Raw genomic sequence first — 18,273 nt, 5'->3', positions numbered from 1 at the left:
CTGCGCCGGCCACCCTCCCCATGAAGGGGAGGGAGAAAGATTGCGCGCCTTACGCCTCCAGCCGGTACCCCGCGCCGCGCACGGTCTGCAGCATGGCCCTGTCGAAACCCTTGTCGATCTTGGAGCGCAGGCGGCTGATGTGCACGTCGATGACGTTGGTCTGGGGGTCGAAATGGTATTCCCAGACCTTCTCCAGCAGCATGGTGCGCGTCACCGACTGGCCGGCGTGGCGCATCAGGAATTCCAGCAACTGGAACTCGCGCGGCTGCAGGTCTATCTCCTGACCCTCGCGGTGGACGGTGCGAGCGATCAGGTTCATCTCCAGATCGCCGACCTTGAGCACGGTCTGGACTCCGCCCGTCTCGCGGCGACGCGACAGGGCCTCGACCCGCGCGACCAGTTCGGCCAGGGCGTAGGGCTTGACCAGATAGTCGTCGCCGCCCGCCTTCAGCCCCGTAACGCGATCCTCGACCTCGCCGAGAGCCGACAGAAACAGCACCGGCGTCTGGTCGCCGCCCTTGCGGATGGTCTCGACCATGCCGACGCCGTCCAGGCGCGGCATCATTCGGTCCACGACATAGACGTCGTAGCCGCCCTTCTGCGATTCCAGCAGGCCGAAGGCGCCGTCCACGGCGTGGGTGACCTCATGCCCGGCCTCGCTCAGGCCGCGCACCATGGCGGTCGCGGCCTCGGCGTCGTCCTCAACCACCAGAATACGCATGCAGCCTCCCAAAAAAGATTCGGCGGCGATGTTAGCGCATCGCCGCCGATCCCGTGAGTTACGCCTTATTCAGACTTGGCGAAGGGCAGAACCACCGATGAGTTGGTCCCCTGCACCCGGATCAGCAGGAAGACCCCCGGCCGTCCCGCCGACCGCGCCTCATCCACGGCCGCCTTCAGATCAGCCTCCGAGCGAACCACGCGGTTGTTGGCCCGCTGGATCACCGTGCCGACCGGCAGCCGCATCTTGCCCGCTTCCGAGCGTGGCGCGACGGCGGTGACCACCACGCCTTCCATGTCGTTGGGGATGGCGTAGCGCTGGCGCAGGGCCGAGGTGATCGGCGTAACCGTCAGGCCCTCGATCGACTGGCCGACGACGCCGCTGTCGCCGGGCTGCGGGCTGGCATCGTCGCCGCCGTTCAGTTCCGCCTCAGACGGGCGGGCGCCCGCACGGATATTCAGCGTCTGACGCTTGCCGTCACGCAGGATTTCCAGCCGCAGCGTATCGCCCGGCCGTGCGCGGGCCACGCGACGGGTCAGTTCGGTCGAGCTGTCGACCGCCTCGCCGTTCACGCTGGTGACCACGTCGCCGACCTTCATGCCGCCGCGCTCGCCCGGCGTGCCCGCCGTGACTTCTGCGACATAGGCGCCCTTGGTGTCCTCGTTCAGGCCCAGAGCGGCCGCCGCATCCTTGGACAGGGTCTGGATCTGCACGCCCAGATAGCCGCGCTCCACGCTTTCGCCGCGCATCAGCTTGTCAGTGACCGCCTTGGCCGTGGTCGCGGGAATGGCGAAACCGATGCCGACCGAACCGCCCGACGGCGAGAAGATCGCCGTGTTCACGCCGATGACGCGGCCGTAGATGTCAAAGGTCGGTCCACCCGAGTTGCCCCGGTTGATGGCGGCGTCGATCTGCAGATAATCGACATAGGCGCTGGACTGGTCCTGGAGATCGCGCGAGCGCGCCGAAACGATGCCCGCCGTCGCCGTGCCGCCCAGACCGAACGGGTTGCCGACCGCGATGACCCAGTCGCCGACGCGCGGCTCCGACTGCTCTTCGAACGAGACGAAGGGGAAACCGGCGCCTTCGACCTTGATGACGGCCAGATCGGTGTTCTCGTCACGACCGATCAGCTTGCCTTTCAGCTCGCGGCCGTCGCTGAGCTTGACGCTGATCTCCTCGGCGTTCTCGACGACATGGTTGTTGGTGACGATAAAACCGTCGCCCGAGATGAAGAAGCCCGACCCGGCGCCGGCGGCCAGCTGGGTGTTGTCTTCGCCTTCAGCCGAGCCGCCCGGCGCGCCGGGGATCGGTACGGCGCCGAAACCTGGAATCTGGAACATGCCGCGCGGACGCTGGACGCGGGTCTTAACGTCGATCTGCACCACGGCGGGGGCGACCTGCTGGAAGATGTCGGCAAAGCTGAGCGGCGCGCCCTGCGGCGGCGCAAAAGCCACGGTTCCGGCCCCGGCCGAAGGGACCAGCTGTCCGACCCTGGCGGCGGGCGCCGCCTCGGCGCCGGGCCAGGTGATGACCCCGCCCGCCGTCGCGGCGGCGGCGAAGGTCAGGCCGACAGCGGCCCCCAGAATGAACTCCTTGCGTTTCAGCATCGTCGTCCTTGCAGTCTTTACTGGCGGATACGGAAAGCTCCGTTCGCACATGGATATAGGGCGTTTTGGCTCAAGCCAATGCACGCCGTCGCGATGATTGTTCCCGATCATCGTTCGGCGTATGGCGCGTCTGCGTCAGGAAGGCGGCGAAAGACTTGCCGAATGGAAGCTTCAGGCGTTCTCGTCGTCCGCCGTAAGCTCGGCCAGGGCGCGTTCTTCTTCCGCCGTGAGAGGCGCGGCCTCGGCCGTGCCACGACGGCGCGCGCGCAGCACCAGCACCACGCCCGCCCCCGCGGCCAGGGCGAACGGGCCGAACCACAACAGCCAGGTGCCGATCCGCACCGGCGGCTGGAACAGCACATAGTCGCCATAGCGGCGGATCAGGTCGTCCTTGATCTCGTCGTCCGTCTTTCCGGCGGCGATCTGTTCGCGCACCAGACCGCGCAGGTCGGCGGCGATGCCCGCCGGGCTGTCGGCGATCGATTCATGCTGGCAGACGACGCAGCGGATATCGCCGAACAGGGCGCGGGCGCGGGCCTCCTGCGCCGGATCGGTCAGCGGCCGGTCGGGCGCGGGCGGCGGCTCGGCCAGAGCGGGCGCAGCCGTGCTGGCCAGCAGGGCGGCGGCGAACAGGGCGGCGGCGCGCTTCATGCCTGCGCCTCCACGGGCTCGACCGGTTTGGCGGCCTTCTTCGCGCGCGAACCCGCCCCGACGCGCAGGCGACGGTCCAGCAGAGAGATCAGCCCGCCCAGCGCCATCAGCGCCGGTCCCAGAAAGATCAGCCGCGCCCACGGATTGTAGTAGATGCGCACGATCCAGGCGCGCTCGCCCGTCTCCGTCGCGGCCCGGTCGCCCATGACGGCGTAGACGTCGTCCAGCCCGCGGAAATCGAGGCCGACCTCGGTCGTCGTCTGACCGCCTGCGGGGAAGAAGCGGCGCTCGGCGGTGATGACGCGCTCGGGCGCGCGGCCGTCGACCGGCATGATGGTCAGGCGGCCCTGTTCAGCCAAATAGTTCGGGCCCTCGATGACCTGCACCGCATCCAGCCGCGCCTTCCACGGTCCGGCGGCGACTTCCCCTCCCAGCGGCAGGGCGAGGGCGGCCTCAGCCTTGAAGCTGGTCTCGACCACGGCTCCCAGAATGAAAGCGCCCAGACCCGCGTGGGCCAGCGCCATGCCCCAGGCGCCCAGCGGCAGGCCCGTGGCGCGGCGCAGCGTCTCGGCCAAGGGCGCACGGAAGGCCTTGGTCCGGACGCCCAACTCAGCCAGCGCGCCCAGAATCAACCACGCCCCGACGCCCAGCCCTGCAGCGGCCAGCGCCTTCTTCGGCTCGAACAGAAGGAAGGCGGCGAAGGCGGCGGCGATCGCCAGCGCGGCGGCCAGCCACAGGCGCTGCAAGGCGCCCTTCAGATCACCCCGCTTCCACGCCAGCAACGGCCCGGCAGGCAGGATCAGGCAGGCGACAATCATCAAGGGGTTGAAAACGGCGTTGAAATAAGGCGGGCCGACCGAAATCGTCGCCCCCGTCACGCCCTCCAGAATGAGCGGATACAGTGTGCCCAGCAGCACCGTCGCCGCCGCCGCCGTCAGGAACAGGTTGTTCAGCACCAGCGTCCCCTCGCGACTGACCGGCGCGAAGGCCGCGCCGGAACGGATCGCCGGAGCGCGCAGCGCGAACAGGATGAAGGCCGCGCCCGCCGCCACTCCCAGAATGGCCAGCAGCATCATCCCCCGCTGGGGATCGACGGCGAAGGCGTGGACGCTGGTCAGCACGCCCGAGCGCACCAGAAACGCGCCCAGCATGGAGAAGGTGAAGGCCAGAATGGCGAGGAACACCGTCCAGCCCGCCAGCGCCCCGCGCCGCTCAGTGACGATGGCCGAGTGCAGCAGGGCCGCCCCCGCCAGCCACGGCATGAAGGAGGCGTTCTCGACCGGATCCCAGAACCACCAGCCGCCCCAGCCCAGTTCGTAATAGGCCCAGAAGGAGCCCAGCAGGATGCCGACGGTCAGCAGCGCCCAGGACGCCAGCGCCCACGGCCGCACCCAGCGCCCCCACGCCGGATCGACCCGCTTTTCGATCAGGGCGGCGACCGCCAGCGAGAAACAGACGGAAAAGCCGACATAGCCGCCGTACAGCAGCGGGGGATGCACCGCCAGCGCCGGGTCCTGCAGCAGCGGGTTCAGCGACGCGCCCTGCACCGGCGCCGGGTCCAGCCGGAAGAAGGGGTTGGAGGTGAAGGCGGCGAAGGCCAGAAACAGGCTCGACAGGCCCGCCTGCACGGCCACGGCCGAGGTCTTCAGCCCGAACGGCAGGCCGCGCGCCAGCGCCAGCGCCCCGCCGAAGACCGTCATCACCAGACACCACAGCAGCAGCGAGCCCTCATGGCTGCCCCATGCGGCGGCGACCTTATAGAAGACCGGCTTGTCGGTGTGGCTGTTCATGGCCACGTTCGACACCGAGAAATCCGAGACGACGAAGGCGTAGATCAGGGCGCCGAAGGCCAGCAGGATCGCCCCGGCCGAGGCCAGCATGGCGCCGCCCCCTGCCCCGGCCAGCACCGGGCTGAGCCGCAGACGCCCCGCCGTGGTCAGCGCCAGACTCAGCACCGACAGGGCTAGCGCCAGAATCAGGGCGAAGGCGCCCAGTTCGACGATCAAGGCTTAAGTCCCCTGCTGCGCGGCGACGGCGGGGGCCGCCGCGTCGTCAGGCCGCCACTCGCCCTTTTCTTTCAGCCGGTCGGCGACTTCGCGCGGCATATAGGTCTCGTCGTGCTTGGCCAGCACCTGACTGGCCTCGAACACGCGGTCGGGGCGGAAGGCGCCTTGCGCTACGATTCCCTGCCCCTCGCGGAACAGGTCGGGCAGATCGCCGTGATAGATCACCTGCGCCGTCGCCCCGTTGTCGGTGACGACAAAGACGACCGAGCCGTCGGCGGCCTTGGTCACGCTGCCCGCCTCGACCAGACCGCCCAGACGGATCATCTGACCGGCCGGCACCTTCTGCGGCGTCACTTCCGAAGGAGAGTAGAAGAAGGTCACATTGTCCTTCATCGCCCACAGCGACAGGCCGACGGCCAGCGCCAGCACGGGCGCCGCGGCGATGACGACCCACAGGCGACGGCGCGCCTTGGGCGATTTGGGCAACCAGCTCATGTCAACGATCCGAGTGCGGCGAAAACGCCGTGGCATATAGGGCGAGGTTCAGGGCGGGCCAAAGCGTCATCGCGCGGCCTCGGTCAGGCGTTTCTGAAGATCCGCCCGGCGCGGGTCGGACGGCGCCAGCGCGGCGATCAGCGGCGACCACATGGCCTCGGCCTCAGCCACGTCGCCGCGCGCCAGGGCCGCGTCGCCCAGATAGAAGCGCGCGCCCAACTGATCGGGGTCCAGTTTGACCGCCTGACGGAAGGCCGCCTCGGCGTCGCCGTCGACCGCGCCGCCGTTGGCGCGCACCAAGCTCTCGCCCAGCCGCGCCCAGCTCTGGGCGTCGTCGGGCTGGATGGCCAGGGCGCGGCGGAAGGCCGAGGCCGCGCCGATGGGGTCGCCCGCCTCGAACCGGGCGGCTCCCAGCATGGTCAGGGCCAGACGGTCGTCGGGCCGGTCCTTGACCACCTGCCCCAGCACGGCGGCGACCTGAGCAGGCTCCAAAGCCTCGGGCGCCGAGGCCCATTCGCGCACGCGCGTCTCATAGGCCTGATCCTTCATGCCCGGCGCGCCGAAGACGGCGTAGAGACCCAGCGTCGCCGCAGCCGTCGCCCCGATCCCGCCCAAGACCCAATAGCGGTCGCGCGGCCCGGCGACCGGGCGGCGATCCGCACGGCGGGCGGCCAGCAGGCGGCGTCCGGCCTCGGCCCGCGCGGCGGTCCAGCCCGCCTCGTCCAGCAGGCCGCGCGCCTTCAGCCGGTCCAGCTCGGCCAATTCCAGCGCGCCAGCATCGCGGTCCGCCACGCTCTCAGCCTCAGCCCCGCGCCGGGCGGCGGACAGCACGGCCAGCCCCGCCAGGGCGGTCACAAGCGCCGTCATGATCCAGAAGATCGTCATGGCCGCCGCTTTAGCGGATCAGGCGGCCGGAGGCGAGGCGCGCGACGACGCACCCGCCTTGCCGCCCGCGATGGCCAGCCGCCGCCGCACGACGCGCGACGCATCCCTGGCGCCCAAAAGACCCAGCAGTTCGGCGGTCAGGCCGACCCGTTTACGGGCCACGCCTTCGTCCGGCGCCTGACCGTCGTTCAGTTGCTCGATCGCCTCATCGGCCCAGGTCGCCAGCCGTCCCGTCAGAGCCTCGGCCGTCTGGCGGCGCTCGGCTTCACAGCCGAAGACCGCCGCGATGGGGCGCACCTGACCCGTCAGCGTCAAAAGAACCCGCGCCCGCGCCGCCGCATGCGGATCGGGCGCCTGGGCCAACAGAGGCGTCGGCCGGGTCATCCGTCCAACCAGAGGCGTCCGCTGGACCGGCAGGACCGCATCAAGCGCCTTCTCGGCCGCATCGAAATGCTCAGACAGACGAAGCGCAATCCTCAGGCGCGCCTGACGCACAGCCTTGGCCCAGGCGCTGTCAGGCCGCAGCGGCAGAACGGCGTCGATCTCCGTCAGGATTTCGGCGCACCAGGTCAGCCCCGTCGCCAACCGCCTGCCCTGTGCGTCGTCCTCAAGGCTCTGGGCGGCGATGTCGGCGGCGCGATGCGCCAGGGCCGATATAATGCGGTCGATCAGCAGATCAGCCTCGTCGCGGCCCGGCGTCGCCTCACGTCCTGAGGCGCCGATCAGGGCCAGCACCCGCAGCATCACCCGCGCTTCGGCCATATGGGCGAAGAGGATTTCCAACAGCCGCTCGACCCCGCCCGGCCCGGCCGATGAGGCCTGACGCAGGGCCAGCTTCAACTCCGCCAGTTCGGCGCCGCTGGGCCGCCCGGTCCAGGCCGACAGATGCGGCAGCGCCCGCCGCGCCACCGGCGCCAGGTCGAGACACGCCGCCAACGCCTCAACCTCGTCGGGCGAGGCGCCGGGCCACACCGTCTCGGGCGCATCGCGCAGCACCACGGCGGCGCTGTGGCACAGACGGTCGGCGACCATGCGCGACAGGTCGTCGTCACGGTCCAGTTGCGGCAACAGCTCCGGCTCGCCCCGCGTCGCCGCGCGCCATAGCCTCGCAGGCAGACCGGCAGGAAAGCTCAGCCCCTCCAGCGCATCCGCGCGCGGCCGGAACAGCGGCGCCAGCGGACCGAAGGCCACCTCGCGGCGACGCCGATCCAACTGCTCGACCTCGACCAGTTCGCGCAGGGCGGCCGCCCGATCGCCCGCCATCGTCCCCGCCAGCCCCAGCAACTGAGGCAGGGCCCGGTCCGGACACCGTTCGATCAAATGAGCCAGAGCGGCCCGCTGGGCGACCGACAGGTCCGCCATCCACGCATCCTCCGGCCACACTCAAATCCCGGCCAAGGCCCCAAGGGTGGCCCGTCGCCGGTTAACAAGGGCTTTTGAGGCGAAATGGCGAGCGCGTCCGCTCTGCGAGCCGAAATCGGCTTTCGGCGCTAAAGTCGAAGACTGGAAGCGACCCGTTGCGGACATCAGTCGAACTGCGTCTGGGCTTCTTTGTAGGCTTGGAGCGTTTGGCTTTCACGGTTCGTCGGACCGATGTCGATGATAACGACATGCTCCAAATGCACCGTGGGATGATGTGCGTTGAAACCTGCGAACCAGAATGTCTCCGAGAGTGGCTCATCGGCATGCCACGTCGTCATGACAAACTGGTCGTCGGGGATGTCGTCGACGCCAGCCACAGAGATGTTCGCCCAATCGACGCTATCGTCCCACGAACTACACTCTGCACCCCAAGCCATCATATAGAGGCAGCCTGACTTAACCAGCCATTCGCTTACTCGGTTCTGCCAATCGGCAGAAACGGCCTGTTCAAGCACGAGAACTGATTTGAACGGTCCAGCCTCTCCAACGGAAGGGAGTTGGGCTTCTGGCGGCAAGTGGATGTAGCTCACGGACATGCGACTACCCTACTACATGTGGTCAGCCACAGCGTCCGCTATCCACCCTGTGCAGTCGCTGTGAACGGCCGCTCTCGGGCTGTCTGGCCAAGATCCGGTTTCAGGCATGATGCCTAGGACTGAAACGGACCCATTGTGGACACTCAAGTAGAGGCTATGCTTTCATCATGAACAATGATCTGCGAGATTCATTGAAGCTTTGGGCGGGTGCCATCGTCTTCGGCGCGCTGTTCTGGATATTCGCCCGTTCCGACGTGCTGCGGGGTGCTGTCGATAGCGTTCCTGGCAAATGGTTCTGGCTAGGCTGTGGAGCCCTAGGCGTTTGGAATATGGGAAAACTGATCTGGGGCTTGTGGCAACGTCGGGCTTCTAGAGACAACTAGCTGAATGACCTCTTTCCACCCGTCGTAGACCTTCACAACAGCCGCTCTGCGCCCCTACCCCTCTGCGGCGGGCAGCTCCAGCACCACCTTCAGCCCGCCCAGGCTGCTGTCGCTCAGGGTGACGCGGCCGCCGTAGGCGCGGGTCAGTTCGTCGACGATCGACAGACCCAGCCCCGTGCCGGGCGTGTCCTCGTCCATGCGGGTGCCGCGTTTCAGGGCGGTGTCGCGCTGGTCGACGGGCAGGCCGGGGCCGTCATCCTCGACCACGGCGATCAATTGGCCTGGCATGGAGGGACCGGCCGAGACCCGCACCCGGCGGCGGCACCATTTGGCGGCGTTTTCCAGCAGGTTGCCGAAGATTTCCTGCAGGTCCTGGCGCTCGCCCAGGAAGGCCAGGTCGTCGGGAGCGCGCCAGTCGATCTCGACGCCCTTTTCCTCGAACACCCGCTCCAGCATGACGGCCAGTTCGTCCAGAACCTCGCTGACGTCGGTGCGTTCGCCCAGACCGTGCGCGGCGCGCGCGGCGGCGCGGGCGCGGCGCAGGTGGTGGTCGACCTGATCCTGCATCACCCTGGTCTGCTTGCGCACCATGTCGGGCAGAACGCCCGGGGTCGTCCCCGCCTCGGCGAGCATGACGGCCAGCGGCGTCTTCAGCGCATGGGCCAGATTGCCGACGTGGGTGCGCTGGCGTTCAACCGTCTCCTGATTGTGCGCCAGCAGGCGGTTGACCTGTTCGGCCAGAGGCTGGATTTCCAGCGGGTAACCGCCCTCGACGCGGTGCGAGCGCCCCTGGCGCACATTGGCGATCTCGTCGCCCAGATCGAACAGGGGGCGCAGGCCCACCCGCACCTGAATGAACACCGCCGCGACCAGCCCTGCGCCCAGCAGCAGCATGGCGATCCAGGTGACGGTGGCGAACTGGCGCGTGTCGGCGTCGACGTCGGACCGGTCGATCCCGGCGAAGAAGACTACGGGCTGTCGGCGGTCCGGCAACTGCTTCATGCTGGCGGCGATGCGAAGCGGCTCGCCCTTGGGCCCATCCTCGGCGTTGTAGCTTATCGTCTGGCCGAAGGCCGCGCGCAGCCGGTCCGCCAGGTCATAGCCGTACTCAAGATCGGCGTTGCCCAGGGATGCCGAGCGCGCCAGCACGTGCAGCGCGCCGCGAGGCCCCGGCTCGGCCACCATCCAGTATTTTCCAGACAGCAGGCGTTGAGTGCGGGCGTCCTGAATCTCGCCCACGAACACCTCGCCCTCGGGCGTGATGACCGAGGCGACCACGGCCTCGTCGATGGTGTCGCTCAGGGTGTTGCCCAGGCGGCGAAGAGCCGATTCCTGGAAGACCGCCGTCAGCACCACCGCCGCCACCGCCAGGCCGATCAGAATCCAGGCGGCGGCCAGCCAGATCAGGCGCCGTGTCAGCGACCGGCCGGGTCGCCCGAACCAGCGGCCCCATTCGCGCCGCGCCGCCAAGGAAGGGGCGCTGCCAGCCCGAGAATCGAGCCCAGAGTCGAGCCCAGAGTCGATCTCGCCTTGGGTGCTGGCTTCGGCCTCAGTCATCAGCAGGCGATCAGGCCGCGTCGCTTTCGCCGGCCAGCGGCGACAGGCGATAGCCTAGGCCGCGCACGGTCTCGATGCGGTCGGCGCCGATCTTCTTCCTCAAGCGGCCGACGAAGACCTCAATGGTGTTGGAGTCGCGATCGAAGTCCTGATCATACAGGTGTTCGACCAGTTCGGTGCGGCTGATGACCCGGCCCTGGTGCATCATCAGATAGTGCAGCAGGCGGTATTCCAGCGAGGTCAAACGCAGCGGCTCGCCGTTGACGGTGGCGCGGGCGGCGCGCGGGTCCAGCCGCAGCCCGCCGCAGGTCAGGGTCGCCGCCGCGTGACCGGCCGAGCGGCGCAGCAGGGCGCGCAGGCGGGCCAGCAATTCTTCGGTGTGGAACGGCTTGGTCAGATAGTCGTCGGCCCCGGCGTCGAAGCCCGCCACCTTGTCCGACCAGGCGCCGCGCGCGGTCAGGATCAGCACCGGCGTCGCCTTGCCTTCACGGCGCCAGCGCTCCAGCACCGAAACGCCGTCGATCTTGGGCAGCCCTAAGTCCAGCACCACCACGTCATAGGGTTCGGTGTCGCCCAGGAACCAGGCCTCTTCGCCATCGGGCGCGTGATCGACGGCGTAGCCGGCGTCGGTCAGGGCGGTCTTCAGCTGGCGCGACAGATCAACGTCGTCCTCGACAAGCAGCACCCGCATTCAGTCGTCTCCGCGAACCCGGCCGGACTGGCCGTCAACCTGTATGTCCGACACGCGTCCGCCCGGATACTCCCAGCGCACCACATAGTCGCCGCCGCGTTCCTGAACGCCCAGCATGCGGCCAGGACGGCCCGACTGGACCCGTCGGGCGATATCGCCCGGATTGGCGCGAGGGGCCGAGCGGGGCGCATCGCGCAGCCCCTGGCCCGGGTAGTTGCGGGGCGCCTCGCGACGATCCTGAGAACGGCTTTCGTCGCGGTCCCGATCACGGCCGCGCGACTGGGCCGCCGCGTCCGTCAGGGGGACGATGGCGATCAGACCGGCCAGAAGGAGGGCTCGAATACGCATCATGATCGTCTTCTAGACAGGGGCCTCTGAACGGTGGCTGAACGCGCAGTCTACCGCCGTTCCTCCGAACAAGGAACGCGCGCCCGAGGATTCTCCGTCGCTGTCGCCCTCGCGCCTCATCAGAACCGCTCCCTCCCGAGAAGATGACAAAGATCTCATGCTGATGAACGCCGACTGAAACGCGCCGTTCAGACGGGGATCAGGCTCAGGCTGCTCTTGTGGGGTCAACGCAGCCCGGTCGGTTGCGAAGACCCGAAGGAGTTCGATCATGAAGACCTTGCTGATCCCCGTCCTGGCCGCCACGGTCGCCGCGACCGCCCTGCCCGCCGCAGCGCAAGCCTATGATCGTCACGGCCCCTCGCGCGGCCCCGCCTATGAGCAGAACCATGGCGGCTGGCAGTCGGTCAGCCAGCGCAAATACAGCCTGAACCGCCGCATCGACCAGGGAGTCCGCACTCGCCAGCTGAGCTCGCGCGAGGCCTCGCGCCTGAAGGATGAACTGAACGGCCTGGTCCGCCTGGAGCGCAACTATATGCGCGGCGGCCTGACCCGCGGGGAGCGTCAGGATCTGGACCGCCGCTATGATCGCCTGTCGGCCAAGATCCGGCTGGAGCGCCGCGACCATAACAACCGTCGCTACTGAGACGGTTCAGCATCAGGGCCCCATCCCTCCCTGTCAGGGGCTCTGCCAAGGGCGCGATCCGAAAGGGTCGCGCCCTTATCTATGCCGGCTCGATCACCGTGATCTCGGGCCAGCGCCCGCGGGCATTGGCGATCACCCGGTCCCAGCCCCTGGCCAGGCTCCGCGTCGGATTGGGACGGATCACCATGTCGAATACGTCCTGCAGGCCGAAGGGGGCGACGATGCTGATCGCATCATCCTTCTCCAGCCGCACGCCCAGGGCGAAAGCCGGGGCGACGAAGCGGGCTGGGGCGTCGTCCGTGCAGGTCAGCGGCTCATAGGCTTCGCCGAACTTGCCCTCGAACCACAGATGCACCCGCGCCTGATTGCGGACCTCGACAATATCACGCAGCTCGGGCGCAAAGGCGGCCGCGACACGCTTGATCGCCTCATCCTCGGCGTCCCAGGAGGTATCGGGGTCGAAATAGCCGATGTCGTAATCCTTGACGCCATAGCCCGGCGCCCGGCCCGTCCGCTCATTCCAGACCGACTGATAGACGGCCCCCGAGAACAGCCTCCAGTCCGGCAAATCTAGGTCGCGCATCACGCGCAGCACATGCATCAGGCCCGCATTGGCGCGGACGATGTCGATCAGGCGGGCCTCAAGCTCCGCAGCGGTCGTCGTCTCCAAGCTCATCGCAGGGGCCATCCGTGATCCAGCGGGCCATGCCCCTGCCCCAGTCCCGGCGCGCGTCGGATGGCTTCGGCGACATAGGCCCAGGCCTCGGCCACCGCCGTCGACAGGGGCAGGCCCTTGGCTATGCCCGCCGCGCAGGCGCTGGCCAGGGTGCAGCCGGTGCCGTGGGTATGACGGGTCTCCACCCGCTCGCTTTCCAGCACCGTCTCGCCGTCGTGGGTCAGCAGCAGATCGGTCACCGTCTCGCCGGGCACATGACCGCCCTTCATCAGCACCGCCTGCGCGCCCATCGCCAGCAAGGCCTCGCCCGCCCGGCGCTGACCGTCCAGATCAACGACGGCGATCCCGGTCAGGGCCTCGGCCTCGGGCGCATTGGGGGTCAGCAGCGCCGCGCGCGGGACCATCAGCCGCCGCACCGCCTCGACCGCCGCCTCGGCCAGCAGAGGCGAGCCGCCCTTGGCGATCATCACCGGATCGACCACGGCCGGGACGCCGCCCGCATAGTCGATCAGACCGGCGACCGTTTCGACGACCTCCACAGAGCCCAGCATGCCCGTCTTCAGAGCGTCCGCGCCGATGTCGTCCAGCACCGCCCTGGCCTGAGCCTCGATCACGTCCAGCGGCAGAGGATGGACGCCGTGAACGCCCAGGGTGTTCTGAACGGTGATGGCGGTGATCGCCGTGGCGGCGAACCCGCCCAGCATGGTCACAGCCTTGATATCCGCCTGAATGCCCGCGCCGCCGCCTGAGTCCGATCCCGCCAGGATCAGCACGCGGCCCAGCGGCTTCGTCGCCGCTTCCGCAGAAGAGGTCATCAGTGCGCCCCCGAAAACAGCTTCAGCCCGACGATGCCCGCCACGATCAGCAGAATGCAGACGGCCCGCACCGCCGTCGCCGGCTCGCCATAGACGGCGATCCCGACCGCCGCCGCTCCGACCGCGCCGATGCCGGTCCAGACCGCATAGGCCGTGCCCACCGGCAGCTTCTGCGTCGCCGCCCACAGGCCGATCATACTGGCCGCCAGGGCGAGCGCCACGCCCAGCGAAGTCAACGGTCGCTGCAGCCCGACGTATTTGACGCCCGACGCCCAGCCCACCTCGAAAAGCCCCGCAACGACGAGCACCAACCAGGGATTCAGGGACAGCAACCAGGACATGACGGCTGCATGACTGATGGCGAAGCGTCAGACAAGGGCGATCTAAAGACCCCGATGGAGCGCCATATCCCCCTCGCTCATACGTAAGACGAGGAGAGTTGTTTTAAAATAGCACATAAATGAACAATGATCTCAATGAATAGCTCAGAAAGACAAAGTTATTGCAAGAACAGCTAAGGTTTTCGGCAAAATTTGGTAAAATTGGCGCAACAACTTCGGCTTCATAAGCGTTGCCATGCGGGTTTTATGATAGAGAAGGCCATATGGAAGCTCCTGTGGTGAAGACTGGCATGTTGATCCGTCGGCCCGCCGACGAAGTCTACCAGGCCTTTACCGAGCCGGGCGTGACGGCGTGGTTCTGGTTCACCCACGCGGATCGACGGATGACGCCGGGCGCACAGCTGACCTGGACCTGGGGCATGTATGGCGTCGCCACGCGCGTTCTGGTGAAGGCGCTGAAGGCCAACCGACGCATCCTGATCGACTGGAATCTGGACGATGCGCCCACCGAGGTGGAATGGACGTTCGAAGAGCGCGGCCCGGCCACCTGGGTCGAGATTTCAAACCGCGGCTTTCCCGCTTCCGACGCAGGCGTAAAGGCGGCTCTCGAAGCGATGGAAGGCTTCACCCTGGCGCTAGCCGGCGCCAAGATCTGGCTGGAGCGCGCCATCGAGCCGACCTTCATCCTGGACCGGTTCCCCGATCAGGTCCTGCCGAGCTGGAAGCCTAAACTCTAAGCCCTGGCTTCAGGCTGCGCCCTCGACCGCCGCCTGAAGCTGCAAGGCCTGAACCGTCTCGCGCACGTCGTGGGTACGCACCATCCGTGCGCCGCGCCGCGCCGCCTCCAAGGCAAGGGCCAGCGAACCGCCCAGCCGATCCGCCGCATCCCCCGCCGTCGCGTCCACCCCCTGGATCATCCGCTTGCGGCTGACCGCGTAAAGGACCGGAAAACCCAGCTCGACCAGGGCCTCCAACCGCGCCGTCAGCGTCAGATTGTGCGCTGTCGTCTTGGCGAAACCGATGCCGGGATCCAGCCAGATCCTGTCGCGCGTCACGCCCGCCGCCATAGCCGCCTCGGCGCGAGCGGCCAGATGGGCCGTCACCTCGGCGACTACATCGTCATAGTGCGGGTCGTCCTGCATGGTCTTGGGCGCGCCCTTCATATGCATCAGCACCACCCCGCACCCCAGTTCGGCTGCTGTGGATAGACTGTCCGGCGCATGGCCCAGCGCAGAAACATCGTTCCACATCGTCGCCCCGGCGGCGACAGCCGCGCGGGCCACGACGGGCTTCATCGTATCGATGCTGATGGGTCCGTCCCAGCGCGCACGCAGGGCGGCGATCAAGGGCAGGGTGCGAGCCGTTTCCTCGTCCTCGCCGACGGGGTCGGAGCCCGGCCGGGTGCTTTCCCCGCCGATGTCCAGCACGTCGGCGCCCTGCTGGATCAGACGCAGAGCGTGCTCAAGAGCGGCGTCCGGCGTGGGCAGGCGCCCGCCATCGGAAAAGCTGTCCGGCGTGACGTTGACGATGCCCATGACCAAGGGCCGCTTCACGGGGGATTGAAGGCTCATGCGACGATGACTCCGCGAGCGCCGGTTTGACTTTCGGTGCGCTGGGGTTCAGCCTCTAACGGCAATGAAACGCTTCGTCAGCCAGGCTCGACGCCTCACCCACGCGGGACGCCGCGTCGAAGGCTTTTAACCCGTAGCGGTCTGCCACGCGCGCGCCCTGCGCCGGGCGCCCGCTACGGGACCACGTTGCACGCTTTCGGTTCCCTTTTTTATCATCGCAGAACAGGCCGGTCGTCGGACAGGCCAAGAGACTTTGCGCCATGACCACTGAAATTCAGGACCACAGCCTGCCGGATTCGTCTCAGCCAGACGTCGGCGGCGCCGAAATCATTCCCTTCCGTCGCCCCCCAACCCCAGGCAGCGCGCCCGATAGCGCGCCGCCGCCCGCGTCGGAACCCGAAGACCATCATCCCGACGACGACGGCCCCTCAGCCGCCTGAGCGCGTCCCCATCGCTTTTTTGAGAACGAGACGTTCCATGACCACCCCTCGCAAGGGCGCCCTGCCCGCCATTACGCTTCGCAGCGACGACTTCGACGCCCTGGACCGCCTGGTCGGCGATCTGCCCGGCTCGGGCCCCGCCGGCCTGCTGCAACAGGAGTTGGACCGCGCCAAGGTGTGCGAGCCCAAGGCCATGCCCAAGAATGTCGTCACCCTGAACCGCTGGCTGCACTATTCGGACGACCACAGCCCCGACACGCGTCGCGTCCAGCTGGTCCTGCCCAAGGAAGCCGACATCGACGCCGGTCGCGTCTCCATCCTGTCCTATGTCGGCGCGGGCCTCATCGGCTTGAAAGAAGGCCAGTCCATCACGTGGCCTGATCCGTCCGGCGCCGCGCGCAAGCTGACCCTGGTCAAGCTGGAAGACCCGGAGCCGGCGAACTAAGCCGTCAGGCCGAGGTTCAAATTAAAGAAGGGGCGCGCCCATCGGACGCGCCCCTTTTTCGTGGCTGGACGAAAGTCTCCTAGACGGCGGGAGCCGGCTCGACCGGCTTCGCCGGTTCGTCTTCCGGGGTCGCCGGAACCGACAGCGACGGGCCGACGACCGTGTCGTTTTCCTCATCCCGCTTGGGCGGCTGGCCGTTTTCCAGCAGGTCCTTGATCTCGTCGCCCGAGAGGGTTTCGTACTCCAGCAGAGCCTGAGACAGCTTCTCGTGGTCGCCCGCCTTGTCGGTCAGGATGCGGCGCGCCTCTTCCCAGCCTTCGGTGACGATGCGGCGGACCTCTTCGTCGATGATGCGGGCCGTTTCTTCAGACACGTTCTGGCTGCGCGACACCGAATGGCCCAGGAAGACCTCTTCCTGATTCTCGCCATAGGCCACCGTGCCCAGACGCTCCGAGAAGCCCCAGCGCGTGACCATCGCGCGCGCCAGCTTTGTCGCCTGTTCGATGTCCGAACTGGCGCCCGAGGTGATGCTCTCTGGCCCAAAGATCAGCTCTTCAGCGACACGGCCGCCCGCCATGATGGCGATGCGGTCGATCATCTGCTGGAACTTCATGGAGTAGCGGTCGCCTTCCGGCAGTTGCATCACCATGCCGAGCGCCCGGCCGCGCGGGACGATGGTCGCCTTGTGCACCGGGTCGGCCATCTTGACGTTGATGGCGACGATGGCGTGACCGGCCTCGTGATAGGCGGTCAGGCGGCGCTCTTCCTCATTCATGGCCATGGACTTCCGTTCAGAGCCCATCATGACCTTGTCCTTGGCGTCCTCGAAGTCGCGGTGCGTGACCATGCGACGGTCCTTGCGGGCCGCCATCAGGGCCGCCTCATTGACCAGGTTGGCCAGGTCCGCGCCCGAGAAGCCCGGCGTGCCGCGCGCCAGCGTCTTGACGTTGACGTCGGCGGCCAGGGGCACGTCCTTCATGTGCACGCGAAGGATGCGCTCGCGACCCGAAACATCGGGGTTGGGCACCACGACCTGACGGTCGAAGCGGCCCGGACGCAGCAGGGCCGGGTCCAGCACGTCGGGACGGTTGGTCGCGGCGATCAGGATGATGTTCTCGGACGCCTCAAAGCCGTCCATCTCGACCAGCAGCTGGTTCAGCGTCTGCTCGCGCTCGTCGTTGCCGCCGCCCAGGCCTGCGCCACGGTGACGACCGACGGCGTCGATCTCATCGATGAAGATGATGCACGGCGCATTTTTCTTGGCTTGTTCGAACATGTCGCGCACGCGGCTGGCGCCGACGCCGACGAACATCTCCACGAAGTCAGAGCCCGAGATCGAGAAGAAGGGCACGCCCGCCTCGCCCGCCACAGCACGGGCCAGCAGGGTCTTGCCGGTGCCGGGAGGGCCGACCAGCAGGGCGCCCTTGGGGATCTTGCCGCCCAGACGCTGGAACTTGGCCGGGTCCTTCAGGAAGTCGACAACCTCCTGCAGCTCGTCCTTGGCCTCGTCCACGCCGGCGACGTCGTCGAAAGTCTTGCGGCCCTTGTGCTCGGTCAGCAGCTTGGCCTTGGACTTGCCGAAGCCCATCGCGCCCTTCGCCCCGCCCTGCATGCGGTTCATGATGAACAGCCAGAAGGCGACGATCAGCGCCACCGGCAACAGCAGGCCCAGCAGGCCCGACCACCACGGCTGGCGGGTGCTCTTGACCTCGACGTCGCCGCCGCTGGTGCGGATCTGGTTCAGCAGGTCGACGTTGGGCACCGGCGTCACGGCGTTGAACTTGACGCCGTCCTTCTTCTCGCCGGTCATGGCGTCGCCGCGCACGACCACGGATTTGATCTGCTGCGCCTCGACGGCGGTCATCAGCTCCGAATAGGTCAGGGTCTCAGGGCGTCCGGCAGCGCCTTCCTTGGCGCCGGGCATGGCCGGGCCGCCGTTCTGGCTGATCGCGGCGTAGACGCTCACCAGTCCCAACAGGATCACGGCCCAGATGGCGAAATTGCGCAGGTTCATTCGGTCCTCGGTTCCTCGACAGG

General features: G+C 67.8%; 20 protein-coding genes. 4 read left to right on the top strand and 16 right to left on the bottom strand.

Features of this window, described 5'->3' with window-relative positions; translation table 11 throughout:
* Positions 1-49: 49 nt before the first annotated feature.
* The 11 genes from D1604_RS06890 to D1604_RS06840 all read right to left on the bottom strand — a co-directional run bounded on the left by D1604_RS06890 (position 50) and on the right by D1604_RS06840 (position 11,308).
* Positions 50-721: a response regulator transcription factor gene (locus D1604_RS06890; RefSeq protein WP_024353621.1), complete on the bottom strand. Its 672-nt coding sequence runs from the start codon at positions 719-721 to the stop codon at positions 50-52.
* 65 nt (positions 722-786) lie between these two features.
* Positions 787-2,331 (bottom strand): Do family serine endopeptidase, encoded by a 1,545-nt coding sequence (locus D1604_RS06885; protein WP_119412744.1) that lies wholly within the window; start codon positions 2,329-2,331, stop codon positions 787-789.
* 171 nt (positions 2,332-2,502) lie between these two features.
* A complete protein-coding gene (locus tag D1604_RS06880) occupies positions 2,503-2,982 on the bottom strand; it encodes a cytochrome c-type biogenesis protein (protein ID WP_119412743.1) in 480 nt (159 codons plus the stop codon).
* The gene (locus D1604_RS06875) at positions 2,979-4,988 is read right to left on the bottom strand and encodes a heme lyase CcmF/NrfE family subunit (RefSeq protein WP_119412742.1); all 2,010 of its coding nucleotides are present in this window, start codon (positions 4,986-4,988) and stop codon (positions 2,979-2,981) included. Before D1604_RS06875 ends, D1604_RS06880 begins: the two co-directional genes overlap by 4 nt.
* Before the next feature lie 3 nt (positions 4,989-4,991).
* A complete protein-coding gene (ccmE, locus tag D1604_RS06870) occupies positions 4,992-5,483 on the bottom strand; it encodes a cytochrome c maturation protein CcmE (protein ID WP_119412741.1) in 492 nt (163 codons plus the stop codon).
* A gap of 66 nt (positions 5,484-5,549) precedes the next feature.
* Entirely contained in the window at positions 5,550-6,368 is an 819-nt protein-coding gene (gene ccmI / locus D1604_RS06865) for a c-type cytochrome biogenesis protein CcmI (RefSeq protein WP_119412740.1), read from the bottom strand.
* 18 nt (positions 6,369-6,386) lie between these two features.
* Complete coding sequence (locus D1604_RS06860; RefSeq protein WP_119412739.1) at positions 6,387-7,730, bottom strand: hypothetical protein; 1,344 nt, start codon at positions 7,728-7,730, stop codon at positions 6,387-6,389.
* 164 nt (positions 7,731-7,894) lie between these two features.
* The gene (locus tag D1604_RS15595; protein WP_147399888.1) at positions 7,895-8,326 is read right to left on the bottom strand and encodes a DUF7684 family protein; all 432 of its coding nucleotides are present in this window, start codon (positions 8,324-8,326) and stop codon (positions 7,895-7,897) included.
* Between the two features lie 437 nt (positions 8,327-8,763).
* Positions 8,764-10,266 carry an ATP-binding protein gene (locus tag D1604_RS06850; RefSeq protein WP_119412737.1) on the bottom strand — a complete coding sequence of 501 codons (1,503 nt, stop codon included), beginning with the start codon at positions 10,264-10,266 and terminating at the stop codon, positions 8,764-8,766.
* 10 nt (positions 10,267-10,276) lie between these two features.
* On the bottom strand, positions 10,277-10,957 hold the full coding sequence (locus D1604_RS06845) for a response regulator transcription factor (RefSeq protein WP_003169901.1): 681 nt from the start codon (positions 10,955-10,957) through the stop codon (positions 10,277-10,279).
* Positions 10,958-11,308, bottom strand: a complete 351-nt coding sequence (locus D1604_RS06840; RefSeq protein ID WP_024353629.1) for a hypothetical protein — start codon at positions 11,306-11,308, stop codon at positions 10,958-10,960.
* A gap of 265 nt (positions 11,309-11,573) precedes the next feature.
* Between D1604_RS06840 and D1604_RS06835 the strand changes: the two genes are divergently transcribed.
* A complete protein-coding gene (locus tag D1604_RS06835) occupies positions 11,574-11,948 on the top strand; it encodes a hypothetical protein (RefSeq protein WP_119412736.1) in 375 nt (124 codons plus the stop codon).
* Between the two features lie 79 nt (positions 11,949-12,027).
* Here D1604_RS06835 and D1604_RS06830 read toward each other — a convergent pair whose 3' ends face one another.
* The 3 genes from D1604_RS06830 to D1604_RS06820 are packed head-to-tail and all read right to left on the bottom strand — an operon-like array spanning position 12,028 to position 13,780.
* On the bottom strand, positions 12,028-12,624 hold the full coding sequence (locus tag D1604_RS06830; protein WP_233551928.1) for a nucleotidyltransferase family protein: 597 nt from the start codon (positions 12,622-12,624) through the stop codon (positions 12,028-12,030).
* Entirely contained in the window at positions 12,621-13,439 is an 819-nt protein-coding gene (thiD, locus tag D1604_RS06825) for a bifunctional hydroxymethylpyrimidine kinase/phosphomethylpyrimidine kinase (RefSeq protein WP_024353633.1), read from the bottom strand. The genes D1604_RS06830 and thiD overlap by 4 nt, the downstream gene beginning before the upstream one ends.
* The gene (locus D1604_RS06820; RefSeq protein ID WP_119412734.1) at positions 13,439-13,780 is read right to left on the bottom strand and encodes a DMT family transporter; all 342 of its coding nucleotides are present in this window, start codon (positions 13,778-13,780) and stop codon (positions 13,439-13,441) included. Before D1604_RS06820 ends, thiD begins: the two co-directional genes overlap by 1 nt.
* A gap of 290 nt (positions 13,781-14,070) precedes the next feature.
* Between D1604_RS06820 and D1604_RS06815 the strand changes: the two genes are divergently transcribed.
* The gene (locus D1604_RS06815) at positions 14,071-14,517 is read left to right on the top strand and encodes an SRPBCC domain-containing protein (RefSeq protein WP_119412774.1); all 447 of its coding nucleotides are present in this window, start codon (positions 14,071-14,073) and stop codon (positions 14,515-14,517) included.
* A gap of 9 nt (positions 14,518-14,526) precedes the next feature.
* On the opposite strand, the gene folP is transcribed toward D1604_RS06815, so the two are convergent.
* On the bottom strand, positions 14,527-15,351 hold the full coding sequence (folP, locus tag D1604_RS06810) for a dihydropteroate synthase (protein WP_119412733.1): 825 nt from the start codon (positions 15,349-15,351) through the stop codon (positions 14,527-14,529).
* Between the two features lie 260 nt (positions 15,352-15,611).
* On the opposite strand from folP, the gene D1604_RS15730 reads away from it, so the two are divergent.
* Entirely contained in the window at positions 15,612-15,791 is a 180-nt protein-coding gene (locus tag D1604_RS15730; RefSeq protein ID WP_119412732.1) for a hypothetical protein, read from the top strand.
* A gap of 37 nt (positions 15,792-15,828) precedes the next feature.
* A complete protein-coding gene (rnk, locus tag D1604_RS06800) occupies positions 15,829-16,236 on the top strand; it encodes a nucleoside diphosphate kinase regulator (protein WP_024353636.1) in 408 nt (135 codons plus the stop codon).
* Between the two features lie 79 nt (positions 16,237-16,315).
* Here the strand turns inward: rnk and ftsH are convergent, their stop codons facing one another.
* On the bottom strand, positions 16,316-18,250 hold the full coding sequence (gene ftsH, locus D1604_RS06795; protein ID WP_119412731.1) for an ATP-dependent zinc metalloprotease FtsH: 1,935 nt from the start codon (positions 18,248-18,250) through the stop codon (positions 16,316-16,318).
* Positions 18,251-18,273: the final 23 nt, after the last annotated feature.

This window comes from Brevundimonas sp. LPMIX5, from assembly GCF_003576505.1.
GTDB classification, from domain to species: Bacteria; Pseudomonadota; Alphaproteobacteria; order Caulobacterales; family Caulobacteraceae; genus Brevundimonas; species Brevundimonas naejangsanensis.
Note: the sequence above shows the minus strand (reverse complement) of the source record. Positions and strands in the feature narration are given on the sequence as shown.